Annotated in this window: 26 protein-coding genes; 8 read left to right on the top strand and 18 right to left on the bottom strand. The window is 67.0% G+C overall.

Annotation, left to right across the window (positions count from 1 at the left end; all coding sequences use genetic code 11):
- Positions 1-111: 111 nt before the first annotated feature.
- Entirely contained in the window at positions 112-780 is a 669-nt protein-coding gene (locus ACX80W_RS14080) for a VOC family protein (RefSeq protein ID WP_459284315.1), read from the top strand.
- 171 nt (positions 781-951) lie between these two features.
- Here the strand turns inward: ACX80W_RS14080 and ACX80W_RS14075 are convergent, their stop codons facing one another.
- The 4 genes from ACX80W_RS14075 to ACX80W_RS14060 all read right to left on the bottom strand — a co-directional run bounded on the left by ACX80W_RS14075 (position 952) and on the right by ACX80W_RS14060 (position 4,356).
- Complete coding sequence (locus ACX80W_RS14075; protein WP_459284313.1) at positions 952-1,140, bottom strand: hypothetical protein; 189 nt, start codon at positions 1,138-1,140, stop codon at positions 952-954.
- Between the two features lie 191 nt (positions 1,141-1,331).
- Positions 1,332-2,024: an LmeA family phospholipid-binding protein gene (locus ACX80W_RS14070; RefSeq protein WP_459284311.1), complete on the bottom strand. Its 693-nt coding sequence runs from the start codon at positions 2,022-2,024 to the stop codon at positions 1,332-1,334.
- An 81-nt stretch (positions 2,025-2,105) separates the two neighbouring features.
- Positions 2,106-2,846: an alpha/beta fold hydrolase gene (locus tag ACX80W_RS14065; protein ID WP_459284309.1), complete on the bottom strand. Its 741-nt coding sequence runs from the start codon at positions 2,844-2,846 to the stop codon at positions 2,106-2,108.
- A gap of 226 nt (positions 2,847-3,072) precedes the next feature.
- Entirely contained in the window at positions 3,073-4,356 is a 1,284-nt protein-coding gene (locus tag ACX80W_RS14060) for a class I SAM-dependent methyltransferase (RefSeq protein WP_459284307.1), read from the bottom strand.
- 102 nt (positions 4,357-4,458) lie between these two features.
- Between ACX80W_RS14060 and ACX80W_RS14055 the strand changes: the two genes are divergently transcribed.
- The 4 genes from ACX80W_RS14055 (at position 4,459) to ACX80W_RS14040 (ending at position 7,071) form a co-directional block, all read left to right on the top strand.
- Positions 4,459-4,857 carry an MmcQ/YjbR family DNA-binding protein gene (locus ACX80W_RS14055; RefSeq protein WP_459284305.1) on the top strand — a complete coding sequence of 133 codons (399 nt, stop codon included), beginning with the start codon at positions 4,459-4,461 and terminating at the stop codon, positions 4,855-4,857.
- Between the two features lie 107 nt (positions 4,858-4,964).
- A complete protein-coding gene (locus ACX80W_RS14050) occupies positions 4,965-5,519 on the top strand; it encodes a dihydrofolate reductase family protein (protein ID WP_459284303.1) in 555 nt (184 codons plus the stop codon).
- Positions 5,520-5,763: 244 nt separating this feature from the next.
- Positions 5,764-6,708, top strand: a complete 945-nt coding sequence (locus ACX80W_RS14045; RefSeq protein ID WP_459284301.1) for an NADP-dependent oxidoreductase — start codon at positions 5,764-5,766, stop codon at positions 6,706-6,708.
- Between the two features lie 78 nt (positions 6,709-6,786).
- The gene (locus ACX80W_RS14040; protein ID WP_459284299.1) at positions 6,787-7,071 is read left to right on the top strand and encodes a putative antibiotic biosynthesis monooxygenase; all 285 of its coding nucleotides are present in this window, start codon (positions 6,787-6,789) and stop codon (positions 7,069-7,071) included.
- 99 nt (positions 7,072-7,170) lie between these two features.
- On the opposite strand, the gene ACX80W_RS14035 is transcribed toward ACX80W_RS14040, so the two are convergent.
- Together ACX80W_RS14035 and ACX80W_RS14030 are read right to left on the bottom strand one after the other, a co-directional pair.
- Positions 7,171-7,827 carry a nucleoside/nucleotide kinase family protein gene (locus tag ACX80W_RS14035; RefSeq protein WP_459284297.1) on the bottom strand — a complete coding sequence of 219 codons (657 nt, stop codon included), beginning with the start codon at positions 7,825-7,827 and terminating at the stop codon, positions 7,171-7,173.
- Between the two features lie 123 nt (positions 7,828-7,950).
- Complete coding sequence (locus tag ACX80W_RS14030) at positions 7,951-8,073, bottom strand: alpha/beta fold hydrolase (RefSeq protein WP_459284295.1); 123 nt, start codon at positions 8,071-8,073, stop codon at positions 7,951-7,953.
- Between the two features lie 185 nt (positions 8,074-8,258).
- On the opposite strand from ACX80W_RS14030, the gene ACX80W_RS14025 reads away from it, so the two are divergent.
- Positions 8,259-8,897, top strand: a complete 639-nt coding sequence (locus ACX80W_RS14025; RefSeq protein WP_459284293.1) for a LysE family translocator — start codon at positions 8,259-8,261, stop codon at positions 8,895-8,897.
- Positions 8,898-8,989: 92 nt separating this feature from the next.
- On the opposite strand, the gene rox is transcribed toward ACX80W_RS14025, so the two are convergent.
- Together rox and ACX80W_RS14015 are read right to left on the bottom strand one after the other, a co-directional pair.
- Complete coding sequence (gene rox / locus ACX80W_RS14020; RefSeq protein WP_459284291.1) at positions 8,990-10,417, bottom strand: rifampin monooxygenase; 1,428 nt, start codon at positions 10,415-10,417, stop codon at positions 8,990-8,992.
- 188 nt (positions 10,418-10,605) lie between these two features.
- Positions 10,606-10,938, bottom strand: a complete 333-nt coding sequence (locus tag ACX80W_RS14015) for a hypothetical protein (RefSeq protein WP_459284289.1) — start codon at positions 10,936-10,938, stop codon at positions 10,606-10,608.
- A 159-nt stretch (positions 10,939-11,097) separates the two neighbouring features.
- On the opposite strand from ACX80W_RS14015, the gene ACX80W_RS14010 reads away from it, so the two are divergent.
- Positions 11,098-11,595: a hypothetical protein gene (locus tag ACX80W_RS14010; RefSeq protein WP_459284287.1), complete on the top strand. Its 498-nt coding sequence runs from the start codon at positions 11,098-11,100 to the stop codon at positions 11,593-11,595.
- 30 nt (positions 11,596-11,625) lie between these two features.
- Here ACX80W_RS14010 and ACX80W_RS14005 read toward each other — a convergent pair whose 3' ends face one another.
- The 9 genes from ACX80W_RS14005 to ACX80W_RS13965 all read right to left on the bottom strand — a co-directional run bounded on the left by ACX80W_RS14005 (position 11,626) and on the right by ACX80W_RS13965 (position 17,378).
- Positions 11,626-11,988 carry a GNAT family N-acetyltransferase gene (locus ACX80W_RS14005; RefSeq protein WP_459284285.1) on the bottom strand — a complete coding sequence of 121 codons (363 nt, stop codon included), beginning with the start codon at positions 11,986-11,988 and terminating at the stop codon, positions 11,626-11,628.
- A 4-nt stretch (positions 11,989-11,992) separates the two neighbouring features.
- Entirely contained in the window at positions 11,993-12,121 is a 129-nt protein-coding gene (locus ACX80W_RS14000) for a hypothetical protein (protein ID WP_459284283.1), read from the bottom strand.
- 443 nt (positions 12,122-12,564) lie between these two features.
- On the bottom strand, positions 12,565-13,332 hold the full coding sequence (locus ACX80W_RS13995) for an SDR family NAD(P)-dependent oxidoreductase (protein ID WP_459284281.1): 768 nt from the start codon (positions 13,330-13,332) through the stop codon (positions 12,565-12,567).
- 119 nt (positions 13,333-13,451) lie between these two features.
- Positions 13,452-13,979, bottom strand: coding sequence for a GNAT family N-acetyltransferase (locus ACX80W_RS13990; RefSeq protein ID WP_459284279.1), 528 nt, complete (start codon positions 13,977-13,979; stop codon positions 13,452-13,454).
- A 117-nt stretch (positions 13,980-14,096) separates the two neighbouring features.
- A complete protein-coding gene (locus ACX80W_RS13985) occupies positions 14,097-14,864 on the bottom strand; it encodes an Rv2133c family protein (protein ID WP_459284278.1) in 768 nt (255 codons plus the stop codon).
- Entirely contained in the window at positions 14,864-15,415 is a 552-nt protein-coding gene (locus tag ACX80W_RS13980; protein WP_459284276.1) for an Rv2134c family protein, read from the bottom strand. Before ACX80W_RS13980 ends, ACX80W_RS13985 begins: the two co-directional genes overlap by 1 nt.
- Positions 15,416-15,439: 24 nt before the next feature.
- Positions 15,440-16,132, bottom strand: coding sequence for an Rv2135c family putative phosphatase (locus tag ACX80W_RS13975; protein ID WP_459284274.1), 693 nt, complete (start codon positions 16,130-16,132; stop codon positions 15,440-15,442).
- A gap of 131 nt (positions 16,133-16,263) precedes the next feature.
- Positions 16,264-16,749 (bottom strand): tetratricopeptide repeat protein, encoded by a 486-nt coding sequence (locus ACX80W_RS13970; RefSeq protein WP_459284273.1) that lies wholly within the window; start codon positions 16,747-16,749, stop codon positions 16,264-16,266.
- Positions 16,746-17,378 carry an HD domain-containing protein gene (locus ACX80W_RS13965; protein WP_459284271.1) on the bottom strand — a complete coding sequence of 211 codons (633 nt, stop codon included), beginning with the start codon at positions 17,376-17,378 and terminating at the stop codon, positions 16,746-16,748. The genes ACX80W_RS13970 and ACX80W_RS13965 overlap by 4 nt, the downstream gene beginning before the upstream one ends.
- A 129-nt stretch (positions 17,379-17,507) precedes the next feature.
- Between ACX80W_RS13965 and ACX80W_RS13960 the strand changes: the two genes are divergently transcribed.
- The gene (locus tag ACX80W_RS13960) at positions 17,508-18,260 is read left to right on the top strand and encodes a ferritin-like domain-containing protein (protein ID WP_459284269.1); all 753 of its coding nucleotides are present in this window, start codon (positions 17,508-17,510) and stop codon (positions 18,258-18,260) included.
- A 57-nt stretch (positions 18,261-18,317) separates the two neighbouring features.
- Here ACX80W_RS13960 and ACX80W_RS13955 read toward each other — a convergent pair.
- On the bottom strand, positions 18,318-18,482 hold a 165-nt coding region (locus ACX80W_RS13955; protein WP_459284393.1), incomplete at its 5' end, for an SDR family oxidoreductase.

Genomic DNA, 18,482 nt, shown 5'->3' with positions numbered 1-18,482 from the left:
GCCCGGTGCGAGGGATCCTGCCGGCAAGTAACACCAGCGGTGCACCCTTGCGTCGGGTGCCCCACGGTGGAACCCTAAAGCTGACCCGAGGGTACAACAAGGGAGGCCAGGATGAACCCGACACAACCTGACACCAGCACCGGCAGCGCGGCGTCGAGCGCTGTGGTGGATATGAAGCTGGAGGTGATTATCCTTCCGGTTTCGGACGTCGACCGCGCCAAGGAGTTCTACGACAGCCTTGGGTGGAGGCTCGACGGCGAATTCATCGACGGGAACTTCCGCGGACTTCAATACACGCCGCCCGGCTCCGGGTGCTCGGTCCAATTCGGCAGGCAGGTCACCCTCGCCGAGCCTGGCTCCGCCCAGGGGATGCACCTGATCGTCACGGACATCGAAGCAGCGCGCCAGGACCTCGTCACCCGCGGTGTGGATGCCAGTGAGGTCTTCCACTGCGAGTCCGGCTATGCGTGCAGGTTCCCTGGCAACGACGCCCCTGTTCCCGGCCCCCACCCGGACCGCGGGACCTATGGGTCGTTCGTCTCGTTCAGTGATCCGGACGGGAACAGTTGGGTCCTTCAGGAAGTGACCCAGAGGTTCCCGGGACGGGTTGAAGGCGGGACCGCGTTTGGCTCGCCCAACGACCTCGCACAGGCGCTTGAGCGCGCCGCCGCGGCGTACGAGGATCAGGAGAAGCGGAGCACGCAGGAAGCCCCGAACTGGGCGCAGTGGTACGCCTCCTACCTGGTTCAGGAACAGAGCGGCGAGGCGCCGCCGTCGTGATCCCGGTGACTGTCCGGGGCAGCAGCGGCCCGGACAGTCACCCTCCGGCTCCCTGGTCGGCCGAGGATCTGCGCCCCTCGGGCTCTTGAAGATGGCCCGGCGGCAGCGGAGGGCGTGATGACGGCACCCGGGTGGGCCGCGCAGGTGCTCGGCGCGGCCCCCCGTGGTTCCTTACTGCGCTTCCCCCTCGAGGTGCCGGGTCGCGTCGTCATACGACTCTTCCGGGGTGCGGCCCTGCTCCCGCGACAGGACGAACGCCGCATACCAGCCTGACCAGTGATGTGGAGCCGAGTTCTCCTCGTATTTGCCGTGGTGTTCCTCCGCCTCGCGGAGAAGTGAGGTCAGTGTCGACACATCCATCGGTGATCCTTTCCAAACGTTGGTTGCTGGTGTCTTCGGGGATCTGGCCTGAGGGACCATTTTTCCCAATCGCACGGCATCTGGAAAGAATATTTCGGGCCCACCCACCAGATGCGTCCGCTGCGCCTGACCGCGGCCTTCACCGAGCACCAGCCAACCCGACCCGGGGTGACCTCCGTGCCCGGCGCTCATCAGCGGGCGAGCTCGACGTCGTCGCCCCGGAGGTTGGCACGGAAGCCGTCGCCCTGGACGGCGACGTCTTGAAGGAGGAGACCCTCGGGCAGGCCCTCGATGTCGTGCTCAATGGTCACGAACCCGCGCACGACGGCGGCGGTGGCGTCGGAGAGGAAGTCCGGCCCGCCAATGTCGATCGAGCGGGGCTCGACAACGAGCCTGCCGTCCTGGGCCTCGACGGAGCCGGTGGCGGTGACGCGAAGTTCCCGCCCAAGGACCTCGACGGTGCGGACCACCGTGGCCTGGCCGTTGTCGGCGGCACGGACCACGGACCCGCCGCCGAGCTCGTCCGCGATGACCTCGAACGGGACGGTCGCGTCCACGGCCAGCCGTGCAGCGACGGTCCCATCGGGCCCGGTGACCACGTCCTGCCCGACGGCCCGGACGTCGCGGAGCAGCGAACCCCCGGTCGCCACGGTCCCGGCATCCAGTTCAAGGTCCCCAAGCCAGACCTCGTCCCCGCGGAGGTCGGCGGGAGGCCCTGCGCCCGGCAGTTGGTCCGCGCCCTCAGTCGGCGACGGCCCGGGACCCGCTTCGCGGCGGCCTGCCGGTTCGCTCACGACCCACCAGAAGATGACGACCGCAACCCCTAAGACGAGGACCATCCCAACAGCACCGATCAGCCAGTCCTTCGCGCGCGTCCACTCCATGAGGACAGTCTGATGGCTCGCCGCCGGGGGCGCGACACCCTGCGACGGCTCCACACACTGGTGCTCCTGTCGGCGTCCTACCTACCGCACGGCCTCGAGCGCCTGCAGGATGACATCGGTAACAGGCTGGGGCTGGGACACCATGATGACGTGGGAGCCCTCGATCTCGGTGATCGTGGCCTTCGCCCGCTGCGCCATGGAACGCAGCACGTCGCTGCCGGCGGCCCTGTCCCCGGTCGGTACGACCGCCCAGGAGGGCAGGGTCTTCCAGGCAGGAGTTCCGGTCGGCTCGCCGAAGGCCGCGGCGGCGACGGGGCGCTGCGTGGCGGCCATCACCGCGGCCTCCTTCTCGGACACATCCGCGGCGAACGCGTCATGGAACTTGGCAGGGTCGACCACCAGTTCCACCGCCGTCTCGGAGCCCTGCCCGGTGGGGTACTGGTAGGGGATCAGCGCGGTGTTGAGGACGCTGTCGGTTGATCCGTTTTCGATGCCCTCAAGGGTCTCTCCCTCGTCGGGGGCGAAGGCCGCGATAAAGACCAGACCGACGACGTTATCCGTTGCGGGGGATGCGTTCGTGATGACCGCTCCACCATAGGAGTGCCCGACGGCGAGCACCGGCCCGGGAACCTGCCCGATGGCGCTGGCGACGTACGCCGAATCATGGGAGATGCCGCGCAGCGGATTGCTGACGGCGAGCACGGAGACGCCGGCTGCCAGGAGGCGCTCGACGACGCCGTTCCAGCTGGAGCTGTCGGCAAACGCGCCATGGACGAGGACCACGGTGGGTCCGGCGGCTGAATCAGGGGTGGACTGGGTCATTTCGTCTCCTGTGGAGGTGGATGGGCGATCTCGTGCCTGCGTTCGCCGAAACCGTCCCTGGAACTGATCGTCCCCCGCAGTCAATTCTGGCCAGCGACCCTCAAGGTGACCTCACGCGGGCGTCAACTTTGTGGGGGTTTCGGATGAACCCTCAACGTCGCAGGGCAGGCCGGCCGGTCCGCCCGCGTGTGCCCACCCGGGCGGTGGCGCCGTCAGCGGCGTAGCCCTACATCCATTCCCGGCGCCGCAGCGGGGGCTCTTCCCCGCCCGGACGCTGCACCAGCACCTGATTGACGCCGTTGAGTCCCCGCTCGAATCCAAGTGCGCTCGCCGCCATGTACAACCGCCACACCCGGGCCCGTCCCTCGCTGGTGAGGCGGACCGCCTCGTCCCAGTTCTCCTCAAGGTTGCGCACCCACGCCCGCAGGGTCAGCCCGTAGTGTCGGCGCAGCGCTTCGACGTCGAGCACTTCGAGCCCGGCCGCTTCGAGGGCCCCCATCATGACGGTCAGGCTCAGCATCTCGCCGTCGGGAAAGACGTAGCGGGGGATGAAGGAGTCCGGATCCGGCGGCATCTCACCGGCATTCCACGAGATCGCGTGGTTGAGCAGCCGCCCGCCCGGCCGCAGCAGCCCGTACAGGTGGGATGCGTAGTTGCCGATCTGTTCCCGGCCGACGTGTTCGGCCATGCCGATCGAGCTGATCGCGTCGAACGGCCCGTCGTCGACGTCGCGGTAGTCCTGGACCCGGATCTCCACGAGGTCCGTCAGGCCTCCGTCGGCCACCCGCTTCCGCGCGAGGGTCGCCTGCTCCTTGGAGAGGGTGACCCCAACGACGTCGACTCCGTAGTTTTTCGCGGCGTGCAGGGCAAAGCTGCCCCAGCCGCAACCGACGTCCAGCACCCGCATGCCCGGCCTCAGGCCGAGCTTGCGGCAGACCAGGTCGAGCTTTGCCTCCTGGGCCGCGTCCACACCGGTCTCTTCGTTTTCCCAGACCGCGCAGGAGTAGACCATCGACGGACCGAGGACGAGCGCATAGAAGTCGTTGCCGACGTCGTAATGGTGGGAGATGGCCGCGGCGTCGCGCTTCTTGGAGTGCTTCCGTCCCGACCGGCTGACGTCCACCTCCTCCGGCGGTGGCGCAGGCGGTAGTCCCAGCGCACCCACCCGGAGGGCGGTCCGGAGCAGCTTCGCGCGCTCGCCGAGGGTTGGCGGGCGGAATGCCTTCCGTTCGGCGAATTTGCCCACGGAGCTGAGCGCCGCGAAGGTTTCGAAGAGATCGCCGGGCCCGTCGATGTCCCCGGCCACATACGCACGGCTCAGCCCGAGCTGATTCGGAGACCACAGCATCCGCCGCAGGCCCTGCCGGGAACGGAACTCGATCTCGGGGGCGGCCGCCGGCCCCGCTTCGGATCCGTCCCATGCCCGCAGCCTGAGCGGGATCTCCGGGGTCCCCAGGACGATCCCCAGGGCTTCTGCCAAGCGTGGTGCCACTCCGGTTCGTTTCGCCATGCCTCCTTGTCTACTACGACTTTTGCGGAGGAGCCAGAGGAAGTTCGGCATCGGACGACCCCGCAGCCGGTTCCGCCGCAAGGGAACGGCTAGGGTTACCGGATGGACTTCGACTGGCTCCGGCGGGCGTGCCTGTCCTTTCCCGGGGCCTACGAGGACTACCCCTTCGGCCCCGAAACGGCGGTGTTCCGCGTCCGGGTGAGGCGGCGGGGCGGGACGCCGAAACCGGACAAGATCTTCGCCCTCGTCGGCCTCGACGCCGTGCCGTTGTCCATCTCCCTGAAGTGCGACCCGGCGCTCGCCGTCCAGCTTCGCGCCGCGCACCCCGAGATCACGGGCGCCTGGCATCTGAACAAGAGGCACTGGAATGGCGTGAGGCTCGACGGCGGCCTGCCCGATCAGACCGTGCACGACATGATCGAGGACTCCTACGACCTGATCCTCGCCTCCCTGCCGGCGCCCGACCGGGAAACCCTTGGCTGGTCGGCGGGCGGGCCCTGACGGACGCCCGGACGCCGGCTGCCCCGCCGTGGGGTTGGCCGGATTGGTGGAGCGGGACGGGCGGCCCGGGGTACGCTTCGTGCAAATCCGGCGGTCGAAGGAGACGCATGGGAAAGCTCATCTACTCCATGATCACCTCGCTCGACGGCTATGCCGAGGCGGAGGGCGGCCTTGGCGCCGGGGCCGACGTCGAGGAGGTCCACACCTTCATCGGTGACCTTTTCCGCCCGGTCGGCACCTACCTCTACGGCCGGCGGATGTACGAGACCATGGTCTTTTGGGAGACCGCGCACACCGAGCCCGACGTGCCGCCGCACATCCTGCAGTACGCCCGCGACTGGCAGGCCGCGCAGAAGATCGTGTACTCCACGACGCTGGAGGCGGTGTCGAGTGCGAAGACCAGGATCGAGCGGACCTTCGACCCGGACGCGGTGCGCCGGCTCAAGGCCGAGGCTGATTCCGACCTCACCGTTGACGGGCCGACCCTCGCGGCGCAGGCGATCTCAGCCGGTCTGGTGGATGAGTACCACCTGTTCATGACCACGACCGTGGTCGGCGGCGGCAAGCGGTTCTTCCCCGACGGCGTGCGCCTGGATCTCGAGCTGGTCGAGGAACGTGCCTTCGACAGCGGACTGATCTACGCGCGCTACCGGACCCGCTGAGCCGCCCCGGTCGGTGACGGCTTCGAAACTGCAGGGTGGGAGCGTCGTTCCCGCTGTCCGCACCTGAGGGAAGGCAATCCACCTGCCCGGAATATCGGTGTCACTGCCCGCGTTGAATCGGCCATCACCCACCCGGGATCCGGGGCCGCGGCACCGCTCAGGTCCGGGATTCACAATCAACCATCACGCACCGCGCCTGCGCCACCTCACCGTGAACGCCCTTGGCTTGGTGCCAAGGAGAATGATGAACACCACCACCATGAAGGCCTTGCGCTCCCACCGCCGGGGCGGAAGCGAAACGCTCGTCTATGAAGACGCGCCGCTGCCGACCCTGCAGGCCGGTGACGTTTTGGTTGAGGTCCACGCGGCTGCCATCACGTTCGACGAGTTCCATTGGCCCGAAACCTGGGTCGACGAGGACGGCAGGGACCGCACGCCCATCATTCCCTCCCACGAGGTCTCCGGGATTGTTGCCGCGCTCGCGGAGGACGTTGACTCGTTCAAGGTCGGAGACCGCGTCTTTGGGCGCCTGAGCTTCACCCGCGATGGGGCAGCCGCGGAATACGTCGCCGTCAGTCAGACCGACCTGGCACTCGCCCCCACGATTCCGCACGCCGAAACGGCAGCCGCCCCGCTGGCGGCGCTGACCGCCTGGCAGGCCCTGGTCGAGCACGCCAGGCTCCGTGCCGGCGAGAAGGTCCTCGTCCTCGGCGCCGCAGGCGGGGTCGGCTCCTACACGGTCCAGCTCGCCAAGGCACTCGGTGCCACGGTGGCCGGATCCACCCGTTCGGCCTCGAACACCTTCGCCGCCACGCTGGGTGCGGACGAACTGGTTGTCGTGGGATCGCCCGACTTTGAGCGGGCCACCGCCGAAGCCGACGTCGTCATCGACACCATCGGTGGGCCCATCCTTCACGACGTCGCCGCGCTCATGCACGACGGCGCCAGGCTCATCACCCTGGGGGAACCCATTCCGGCCGGACTGACCGAAGGCAGGAACATCGAGGCCACCTTCTTCATCGTAGACTCCAACCGGGAACAGCTCGACCGCATCGCAAACCTCCTCAGCCGCGGTGAGCTGCGGCCGGTCATTGCGGCGACCTACCCGCTCGAGCAGGGACGGCGGGCGTACGAGGAATCACCGGCCCTGAGGCGGCCCGGCAAGACGGTCCTGGTCGTCCGGGACTGATTGCCGCGATTCCCCTCGAGCCCCCACGCGGACTCAGCCCATCATTCTCACCGACCTGAACACGCCCTAGGAGAAACAATGCCTGGCTCCGCCCCGGCCTCGAGCGCCACGACCACCCAGTACCGCCCAGCACCGCCGAACACCCACCAGATGGCGCTGATCATCTGGCTGTCGGTCTTCCCGACCCTGACCGTCATCAACCTGGTCTTCGGCCAGTGGCTGGAGCTGCTGCACCCTGCGCTGCGCCCCTTGGTCCTCGCCACGGTTGCGGTTCCCATCGTCATCTACGGGATCGTGCCCCGGCTGCTGCGCCTCCGCGCACGCATCATGACCCGCCGCGCAAACCGCAGGGCGCGCGGCTGAGTCAGGTGCCTGAGGGCGGTTGATGTCCGATTTCGACGGGACCCGTGGGATTTCCACGGGTCCCGTCGGCATGACGCCGAACCCCGGCCCTGAGGCGCCCTATTCCTGCCCCGGTGTCAGGGACCGGTACGACACCGCCTCCGCCGGTATGAGGGCCGGAGACCCGGGCCGGGAGTTGTCAAGGACGAAATCCGCCTCGGCGGCAGGGTCGCAGGACTTCAAGTAGAGTTTCTGGCCTTCCACGTAGCGGCGCATTGCCGGATCGTCAGGGTCGGCGGGGGATCCATCCCGCAGGGACATGCGGTGCGCTGTGACCGCGAACGGCACGTCCAGGAACACCGAGCAGTTCCACCTGCTTCGGATTTCCTCGCGGTGCAGGAACATGCCGTCGATGACGACGATGGTTCCGGACGGGGCAAACCGGGCAGGCGGCCGGACTGGCTCATCGGATTCCAGGTCGTGGCACGCCGGGCGGAACCAGCCGGTGCCACCGGGGCCAAGCGGATCGAACACATCCTCGCGGAGGCGCCGGTAGTTGTAGGAATCAAGCCAAAACCCCTCGGGTGATGTCCGCCCGCGCCGGTGCCGGATGCCCCGAGTGTGGTGGAAATCGTCAAGACTGACCCGCACCACCGGCAATCCCTGGCCTGTCAAAAAAGCGGCCAGTGCGTCCGCGAAAATGGTTTTCCCGGCACCATCGACCCCGTCCACTCCAACCAGCAGACGCCCGACACCATCCTGCCGCCCACCCAGCACCTGGCCGATCCCGGCGCATACCGCTGCGCGTCCCGAGGTGCTCTCACAGCTATCCGTCACACACCGAGCCTAAACTGGTCGGTCCGTGGGAGGCACCGAAGGGAGAAAGTCGAGCCTCACTGGTCAGCGGATGGGTGCCGCCAGGGCGTCCACGAACTCCTGCCGGGTGTCGAGCCAGGGGAAGTGGGCTGCGTTGGGAAGTTCAATGAAACGGGCGGAGGGGAAGTACGCGGCGAGCCGCCGCACTGCCGGAAGCGGCGACGCTCGGTGTAATGAGGATCAGCCCGCTGACCTGATCGGGGCGCCTGCATCGGGGCAGCCCGGCGAGGTCGCCGAGATACGCGGAGTCCCTGCATGGCCCAGTCTCCCAGAGCGACGCACATCAGCAGCGACACAGGCGAGACGAGTGACCGCCGGACTAGAGTGGGCCCATGGTCCCGATGGACAATCTGCTGGCCTTCGCGATCGCCTCGGTGGTCCTTATCGTCATTCCCGGTCCCAGCGTCCTGTTCGTCATCGGACGATCCATTGCGCTCGGGCGTCGAGCCGGCGTGTTGAGCGTCCTTGGCAACTCGCTGGGCACAGTGCCGGTGATTCTGGCCGTTGCATTCGGTGTGGGCGCCGTTGTTGCCTCCTCCGTCGTTGCCTTCACGGCCATCAAGATCGCCGGCGGCGCATATCTGGCCTGGCTGGGAGTCCAGGCCATCCGCCACCGCCACCGCCATGCCCCCGTACGCGATACCAGAAGGGGCCCGGCCTCCGCGCTGAAGCTGGTGGGTCAGGGCGCCGTCGTCGGGGTAACCAATCCGAAGACGCTCGCCTTCTTCGTCGCCGTCCTCCCTCAGTTCGTCGACCCGGCGGCTGGAGCCGTCTGGGCGCAGATGCTCCTGCTCGGTTTCACCTTCCAGGCTCTTGCGCTGGTCTGCGACAGTGCCTGGGCCGTGGCGTCAGGCACGGCCCGCGCCTGGTTCGCCCGGTCACCTCGGCGGATCTCCGTCCTCTCCGCAACGGGTGGCGTCATGATGGTCGGGCTCGGCGGTACCCTCGCCCTCACCGGCACCCAGACCTGACGCGTTGGTGGTGTCGCCGGGGGAGCGCCGGGGAGCATCTCGGTCGTCGCCATTTTGTCGCCTGCTGCACGTGGCGGTGGACGCCCGGCGCGTCAGTGCAACGGCGGGCCGAACCAGCGAAGCAACTGCTCGTCGAGGTCCGCTTGGTCATCGCCGGCCCACGCCACATGCCCGTCCGGTCGAACCAACACGGCCGCTGCGTCCAAGGCGTCGCTGCCATCCACGACGCCGTCCACCCGATCCGCCCAGCCCTGCACGGAGAGCCTGCCGGTCCGGTCGAGCAGCAGTCCGCGGCCGTGGTGCATCAACCCGTACAGGCGCCCCCGCGTCAACGGCAGATCCCGGAGCCGCCGGCCGAGCAGGTCCGGTCCCGGACCGAAGTCGTAACGCACCCCGAGAGCGGTGATCTTCTCGACCAGGAAGCGGCTCACGACCTCGAAGTCAATCAGTTCCGCCATGAGCCGGCGGACGGCCTGCGCGCCCGGCCCGGCGGACATCAGCTCGCTCTGCGCGAGGGTGTTGTTTAGCACGTCGGCGCCGACGGGGTGCCGTTCGTCGTGGTAGCTGTCCAGCTGGCCGGCCGGTGCCCAGCCGTCGATCGCCGCAGCCAGTTTCCAGCCGAGGTTGAACGCGTCCTGGATGCCGAGGTTCAGCCCCTGCCCGCCGAGCGGAGGATGGACGTGCGCGGCGTCGCCCGCCAGGAATACCCGTCCAACCCGGTAGCGCTCGGCTTGACGGGTGGCGTCACCGAACCGGGACAGCCAGCGGGGCGAATGGACACCGAAGTCGGTGCCGGCGAATTCGCGCAGCTGGCGCTTCACCTCCTCGAGCGTTGGCGGTATCCCGCGGTCCTCGGCGACGCCAGCGGCCGGTACGACGACGCCGTGCAGACCGTTCCCGGCCGGGCCGACGCCGAATCCCTTCTGGGTTTTGCGGACCTCCTCCACGATTGCTTTTACTTCCTCCGGTGGGGCAGTCAGCTCCATTTCACCGCGCAGCCATTCGTGTCTGGCCGGTTCCCCGGGAAAAGCGACACCGAGCGTCTTTCTCACCATGCTGCGGCCGCCATCGCAGCCAACGAGATAGCGTGCACGCAACTGCATGCCGTCGGTGGAGTTCACGGTCACGCCCTCGGCGTCCTGATGCAGGTCGACCAGCCCGACACCCCGGCGGATATCCGCGCCGAGGCCGGCCGCGTGCTCGGCCAGCAGGCGGTCGGTGACCGGCTGCGGAATACCGAGAACGTACGCGTGGGCACTGTCGAGGTGATCGGGCCACGGTTTCTCGATGCCCGCGAAGTGACCGGCCCCTGGATACTGCCGGCCGTGCTCGAGGAATCGCTCGAGCAGTCCACGCTGATCCAGGATCTCGATACTGCGGGCATGTAGACCGAGGGATCGGACCTGCGCGGTCGGCTCTGTCTCCTTCTCAAGCACGACGACGTCCACATCGTGAAGTCGAAGTTCGCCGGCCAGCATCATGCCGGTAGGTCCACCGCCGGCAATAATTACGTCAATCATGAGATCCCCTTCAGGAAGGTCACCGCGGCCGGGGCTTCTGCACCGTCGACCGGCGCAGTCCGTGTCTCTTCCGGCCGCAGCAGGCTATTCTGCCCGTGGAAGGGGGCCTTGCGGCAAGGGCCCCCCGGAGCTATATCCTGAAGATGGCAGGGAGATCACGGTCTCGCTGCCTTTCGTTTTGCGGCCGCCTACTTCGAATCGAACACTATTTTCTCCGTGACAGTTTCTTCGTCGGCTGGCTTTCCATAGACCAGGGTGTAGCGCGCGTAGGGAACGCACTCTCCATCTCTGGAGGTGTGGTGGCCATACCAGCGGAGGAAGACTTCAAAAGGATTTCCGGCCGCTTCCGACTTGGCCCACTCGATGACATCGGTGACTTGCTCTGCATTGTCAACGTCCCACTCATCGACAAACCAGGCGGAGCGCTCAGTGGGAGGCGGAGTCCACAGCCGCACCCGGTATTCCGGCGGGGCGTCATCGCTGCCCACCGGGTCATTGGCTTGTGCTTGAGCTATTCGCATTTCCGCAGCCTATCCGGTGTGCCCAGCCCGAACAGGTCACCATCACGGTAGATTGCCCGCGAATGCCAGACACGGGACGACGCCGCATTGTGGCAGGTTGTACGGCGACATTCGTACTGCGGCCCAGCAATGAAGCCGGTCTGTCGTAGGCTCGTCCCCATGGGAGAAATCACGGGGGCTGCCGGGCGTCAATTCATCGTCCTCACGGCGCTGGCCGGGCTGGTTGTGGCCCTGGCCGCCTGCACCGCGTCGAGCGGGTCGAACCACAGCGAGGCGCCCCTGATTGCCGTCGGGAAGGAGTCTCCATCGAGCGCCCCAAGCGTGCAGCGTCCCGCGGAACTGTCGCTCGGGCTCGAGCCAGCCGACGTCGTGCTTCAAGGCGCCGCCGGTGATGCAACGAGCCCTGACCGCCAGAAGGGCACCGGGGCGACCATTCCCGCCGGCGAGTACACCCTGCGTACTGCGTGCAGGGGACCGGAGGCGCTTACCATCGACCTCACGGGGGCGCAGGACACGAATGAACTGCTTGCGGTCCCGTGCACCGAACTGCCGGTGGCCACGCCCCTCTCGGTGCAGGCAGACGGCGGGCTGCTCGGCTTCAATGCCCGGGTCGATGTTCCGGTGGACTACGTCTGGGCCGTCACCGTGGGGGATTGAGGTCACGAGGGGGTGCCCCGAAGGTCAATGTCACCGTGCGGCCACTGGCTCACGTCGCGGACTGCGGAGCAGATGAGGTTGAGCGTGCCGCATCACGCGGCTGCCGAGGCCATCCCCGCGTGCCTGCTGATCGACCAACACGCCTCCCGTACCAGCGACGACGACGTCATAAGCGCCCACTGCTATTACGCGACGCTGGAAGCCGACATGCGCCACCACCACGGAACCCCGGAAGGCCAGGACGTGGAAGTCCGCTGGTGAGTAGCCGTAGGGCGCGTCGGGGTTCCACCGCTCGTAGTCGCCGAGGTATTCGCTGTCGAAGAGCCTACCGAGCTCGTACAGTTCGGCGGTGCCTAGATCCAGATGACGCTTCACCTTCACGGTCTCATTCACCGTCTCAGGGTAGGTCGTCGCATCCGCGGGCACCGCCGTCGGGAGTCGCGTGGAAATGGGTTTTTGCGACGCCGACAAGCCTGCCTTCGACCTCGGCAACAACCACCAGCCGTTCAGGCGTTGTGTCGAGCATGTCCGCACTCCAGCGACTGCGGCCACTGGCCGCACTGATCTGATGCACGCCTTCGACGTCGTCTGGGTTCGCCCGGCGTACCAACGTTGCCGGTGACTTACCGCGGTACACGGGCGTGGGCATCATCTTTCTGGAGCCAGCCGATCACCCAGCGTCTGAGGGCGAAGGCGGCAGGGACGAGGGCGAGGGAGAAGAGAAGCCCGAAGAGCATCGCTGGACCGCCGACGTGTGCAACAGACCCGAGGTACACGCAAACACCCGCGAAGATGAGGGCCAAAACGGAGGGGGAGAGCTTCCTGGTTGGTCATATAGCGATCACCGTCCTCCGGTCGAATGTTGAATCTGCTGCCTCGAACCTATGGTCCGATCGTCGTTCGGACCAGCGCCTGAGCCGAGGCAGCACGGTTTTGTGGCTGTACCGAGACATGGTTCACCGGACGAATCTAATGGACGGAGAATCCGCCATCGACGGTGAGGAGCTGTCCGACGACGTAGCCCGATGCGGTGCTGGCCAGGAAGACGGCTGCTCCGGCGAAGTCCTCCGGGACGCCGTTGCGTCCGATGAGCGTGCGTGCGGCCAGTGCCTGGACGGTCGCCGGGTCTGAACTGAGGCGATGATTTAGGGGGGTCTGCACGAAACCCGGCACCAACACGTTCGCGGTGACACCAAAGGGCGCCCATGCCTCGGACTGCGACCGGGCCAGGGCCTCGATTGCCGCCTTTGACACCCCGTAGGCACCACTGGAGGCGAACGGACGGTGTGCCTGCTGGGAGCTGATGTGAATGACCCGGCCGAAGTCGCGTTCTGCCATGCCGGGGGCCAGGCGCTGGCCGAGGATGAAGGGCGCCTCGAGGTTCACCCGCATGGTGGCGTCCCAGGTGGCCTCGTCCAGGTCGGGCATCGGTGGGCGAAGGTTGATACCGGCCGAATTCACCAGGATGTCCACTTCGCCGACGGCATCGGCAAGTGCGTGCGTCCCCTGGCGGGTCGAGAGGTCCGCGACGATGCCGTCAGCGGAGCCCCCGGCGGCGCGTACCTCCTGGACCGTGGAATCGATCGCCGCAGCGGTCCGGGCCGCAACGAGCACATGTGCCCCGGCACCGCCGAGCGCCAGGGCGATCGCTTTGCCAATACCGGAACTTCCTCCTGTCACGAGTGCTACGCGCTCATTCAAGCCGAACAGATCGCGCAGGTACGTCGACGGGTCCATCGCACGAGCTTACCCACACGCGCCGACCACGGTTTATGCCGCGGGGAGCCTCCAAGCCGGCGGCGCGGTGGCAAAGTGGAACCCTCCTGCGCACGTGGCCGCCTCATCGCAGGCGTCGTTTAGGGCACGCTGTCGTTCAGACGTTGGTACATGAGGTGGTCCCGCCACGTACCTGCGATCTTCAGGTATTTCGGAGCGAGACCGTATTGTTCGAAGCCGGTTCTGGCGAGGACGTTCTGAGAAGCGACATTGTCGACCAATGTTTCGGCTTGGACGCGGTGGAGTCCCAGCCGCCCGTAAGCGAAAGCGACCGCTGCACGGACCGCCTGCGTCGCTAGGCCCTTACCTGTCCGGTCCTCCGCCAGCCAGTACCCTATGCTGCACGACTGGAGGGCACCGCGAACGACGCCGCTGAGCGTCAGCCGGCCCGCGATGGTGCCGTCGTCGTCCAGCACAACCCACGGCATCGCCTCGCCACGCTCATGACGGGCGAGCGCTGCTTCGATGTCGGCGCGCTGACCGGCCACAGTGAAATAGTCGTCGTTTCGAACGGGGTCCCATGGTGCCAGGAAATCGCGGTTGCGCACCTGCAACTGGGTCAATGCTTCATCGTCACCAGAGGAGATAAGTCGGATGCGTGAAGTCATGACCCTACTTTCGCAGATCACCTCGCTGCTTTCGTCCTACCCGAGTGTCTATGAATGCACCCTCACCAGAATGAACATCACCGGACACAACGTGCGAGGCCCACACGCGCAATTCCCTTAGAACAGGGGCCAGGGAACCGCGGGCATCCCTCCGCTCGGAGCCGGGAACCGCCCTGCCAAGCGCAACCGGGTGCAGCGCGCGGCGAGCAAAGCAATTTCTTCCGCGCTGAGCAGGTCCGCCAGGTCCCGGCCCAGCTCACCCTGCAGTGCTTCGATGACACGGTCGATGCCGTCGAGTTCCTCGGCGCTGAGCGCGTCTCCCAGCCACCCCCACAGCACCGTGCGCAGCTTGTGGTCTCTGTGGAAGGTGAGCCCATGGTCCACGCCGTGCCGGCGGCCGTCCGACATGGCAAGGATGTGGGCGCCCTTGCGGTCGGCGTTGTTGACGACGACGTCGAACACGGCCATGCGTCGCAGCGCCGGCGAGTCTTCGTGAACGAGGGTGACCCTCCGTCCGCTCTCGTCCCGTCCTTCGAGCACGGGCTTCCAGCCGGTCTCCGGCACGTCGTCCGCCGCCACCAGATCCACGGCGTTCTGGGCCGGATCCTGCTCCTGCCAGAGCTGCACCATGCCTTCGCCGAGCGGACCATCGCGCAGCCAGGTGTGGGGTACGACGTCCCAGCCGAGGACCTCGGAGACCAGGTAGGCGGCCACTTCCCGGTGGGCCAGGGTGCCGTCGGGAAAATCCCACAGCGGACTTTCCCCCGCTATTGGCTTATAGACGACCGCCACACCGCCGATGCTTCCCAGGAAGGTAGCGTTCGACGCCGTCGTGATGCGGCCGGTGAGCGTCATTTCGGCGGCCGCAAGGTCGGGCGCCGGCATCAGGCCTCGGGAACCGTGCAGGTATGCCCGTCGGCGTCGATGGGGTAACCGCAGAGTGTGCAGATCGGACGCCCGGCACCCACGACCTCACGGGTGCGCTTGGCGAAGGCGCGGGCGGTGCCGACCGGCATCCGAACCCGCAGCACTTCGGAGCCTTCGTCGTCGTCATCGAGCGGTTCGTCGTCGTCATCGGCGTCGAGATCGGCGAGAGGGTAGGCCTCGATGACGATCTGCGCCGTCGTTGGATCCCACCCCAGGCTCATGGCGCCGGTCCGGAACTGTTCCTCAACGGCCTCCAGTTGGTCGTTGTCGACAAGTTCGATGGGCGTGCCCGTGGGAACGCTGAAGGGGTTGCCCTCAAGGGTGATGAGCTGATCGAGGATCTCGTCGATCTTCTCGGCGAGCTGTGCCGACTGCTGCTTTTCAAGGGCGATACTCACGATCTGCTTCCCCGTGCGTACCTGCAGGTAGAACGTTCGCGACCCCGGAAGGCCGATGGTGCCGATGACGACCCGGTCAGGCCAGGAGAACTCGTGAACAGTTGTAGGCATAGGAGCATTTTAGGCGCTTGGGGTTCATGGCGCCTTGTGCCCTGCACCACCACCCACCGGCGCATCGCCGGTGGGGACGCTGTTCGCCAACCACGACAGGTCCCCGGCGTCGGTGTTGGTCGCGTAGACGCTCGGCCGACTCGAGCCGTAGCGCACGATCGACACCGAGGCCGGCCCGACGGCGATGCGCTGGAACATGTCGAGGTGCATGCCGAGCGCGTCGGCGAGGATCGACTTGATGATGTCTCCATGACTCACCGCCACCCACACGGCTGCCGGCCCGTGCTCAGCTTCGAATGCTGCATCGTGGCGCCGGATCGCTGCCACCGACCGGGCCTGCATGGCGGCCATGGATTCGCCGCCGGGAAAGGTGACGGCGGATGGTTGGAACTGGACAAGCGACCACAGCGGCTCGGTGGCGAGATCGCTGAGCATTCGCCCCTGCCACTGGCCGTAGTCGCACTCGGTAAGGTCGGGATCGACCGGGGTGTACGGGGTGCCGCGCTGGCGATCGAGGATGAACTGGGCGGTCTGCCGACACCGCTCGAGGGGGCTCGACACCACCCCGACGACGGGCACGGCCGCGAGCCGGTCGCCGGTCAGGGCCGCCTGGTCGCGCCCGACCTCGTCCAGGCCGACGCCGGCGGCGCGACCGGCCAGCAGGCCGGTGGCATTGGCTGTGGTGCGGCCGTGCCGCACGAGAATCACTGTCGCCATCCGCCCAGCCTAACCACTCGTTCGACGGCGGCGCTCACCGACACTGAAAGGGATGTGTCGGCCGAGAAGTTCAGCTTGGCGTTGGATGACTTGGGTGAGGTGCCCTTCGAAGCCATCGGCCCACCTCGGTGTCAGGTCTCGGTCAGGCGTCGTGCGTAGTTCGCCATCGAACGCTGATAGCGGGGTAGGTGCGGGATCAGGGCTTCGAGAGCGACGCGGAGGGCTTCGTCGTTCCGCCCTGCGTCCCGGAGGGCCAGCGCACGAACGGCGCTGGCCGCCCCGCCCAGCGCGTGCGGGTCGGCATGGGCGAGGACGGTCAAGGCGTCGTCGATCCGTCCGAGGGCCCGGAGGGAGCTGGCCATTTGTACATGGGTTCGTGTGTGTCTTACGGGATCCAGTCCGGCGGCAAGCCCTGCCTGGTAGAAGGAGACCGCCTCCTCGGTTCGTCCAGCGGAGTCTCGGATGCATGCGCGTTCAAAGTGCGCGCGGCCGTCGGTGGCCGGACAGGCGAGAGCAAGCCCGTCCAGTTCTTGAATGACCTCGTCCCCGTCGGAGGGCGATGACTCAAAGGCCCTCCAAAAGGCCGCGATTCGGTATTCCCACTCGTCAATCGTCATTTCTGGGTTTGCTCCAGCGGATGGTGCGCCAGCTTCGCGGCGACCCCGCTATGGACGAGCCGGTGAGCTGCTGTGGAGGGCTTCCGCAAGGCCTGGTCCGTCACGCGCTCGGTGAATTCAACCGCGAGCGTGAGGCGGGGATAGGTGGCGAGAACTTCTTGCATGAAGTCTTGCGGCAGGGCGTCCGCCCGGGAGCCACTGATGTCCAGGCCTGTTGCGACCTCGAGCAGGTATCCCTCTCGATCCATTGCGGGATCCACGGACGGCCAGTTGTGCCGCACGATCACCTCAAGTGCGCGCTGTCGCCGGTCAGGCGGCCAGCCGGCGCCAGCGGTGAGCGCGACCGCGACGTGTCCACCCGCTTCCTCGTAGGAAAGCGCAACGTTGTCGAAAGCAGGGACGATCCCAATATCGTGCAACATGGCCGAGGTATACAGCAGCTCATGATCTACATCCTGCCGTGCCTCGAGCAGGGCAAATGCCTCTGCCCATAGCCAGGATCGGATCACGTGGTTGAGTAGCGCAGGAGAATGATGCGAAGCCGCCAATTCGAAAGCGGCACGGGCAGCTTGGGTATCCGGAGCGGTGAAGTCGTGCAGGCGCATCTGGCTATCGTCGCAGATGAACACAACCTTCCCATTGAAGAATCAGGTCCAGGTATCCGGTTACTTCCGGCCGGGTGATAGCGTGCGGGCGACAGATGGGTAACTGCGGGACTAACGACGGCGGGGGACTGGCTGGGAATGTTTAGTGAATGGGTGGCACATTTCCGGGCCAACGCAGAGCGCCATCGCGTGATGGACGCCAGTATCGAATGGGATGCGTTCCCGACGGTGAGCGGAGGCACCCGGCGCGCGTTCGTCCGCTCGCTTCAGCGGTTCGAGCTCGGGGAGAGCGGTGACGGCGCTCGGCTTCTCAGCCTCGCGGCCGCGGCCGGCGATCCGACCTACACGGAGGCACTGGGACTTCTTGTGCGGGAGGAGCAGAAGCACTCCGCCCTGTTCCTGCGCGCGCTCAAGGGCCTGGATGCTCGGCCGCTTGAGTCGCATTGGAGTGATGCGGCATTCACGCGACTCCGCCGCCTGATGGGCCTGCGGACCGAGCTTGGGTTATTCCTCATCGCCGAGAGTGTCGCAATGGAATATTTCCTCCTTCTCGCCGACCGTGCTCCGGATCCGGTTCTGCGCGCCGTCGGTGGTCGCGTTGCTGAGGACGAACGGGACCATATCCGTTTCCAGGTTGACCGGCTCCGGGTGGGATTCCGCCACACTCCGGCGCCGGTCCGGGCGCTCGTGGGAGTTGTCTGGGGTGTGGTTGCAGCAGGAGCTGCCAGCGTGCTCGTTATCGACCACGGTGCTGCCTTGCGCGCATGCGGTGTGTCGCGCCGGGCCTACTGGGGACGCGCGATGCGAAGCTTCCGGGCGGCAGCTCAATCCGTTCTGGTGCATCCTCACGCGCCGTTGCTCGGGCCCGCACCGCGGGCAGTCCGCGGCGTTCCGGATGTCCGTTGATTGGTCGGTTGGGAGTGCCGCGCCGCCGGGATGCCGTCCGAAAGCGGACGCCTCGGTTCAGAACCGGGCGGAGAAGCCCCCGTCGGCAGAAAGAAGCTGCCCGGTGATCCGGCGCCCTTCCGGGGAGACGAGGAAGGAGACGACTCCGGCGATGTCGGCGGGGGTACCGAGGCGCCCCAGGGGGTGATGGGGCACCAGGGTGGTGCGCAGGTCCTCGTTCAT

It is taken from the genome of Arthrobacter melezitosi (assembly GCF_054511055.1).
The sequence above is the reverse complement of the archived record's forward strand: the minus strand, read 5'-3'. Positions and strand labels throughout refer to the sequence as shown.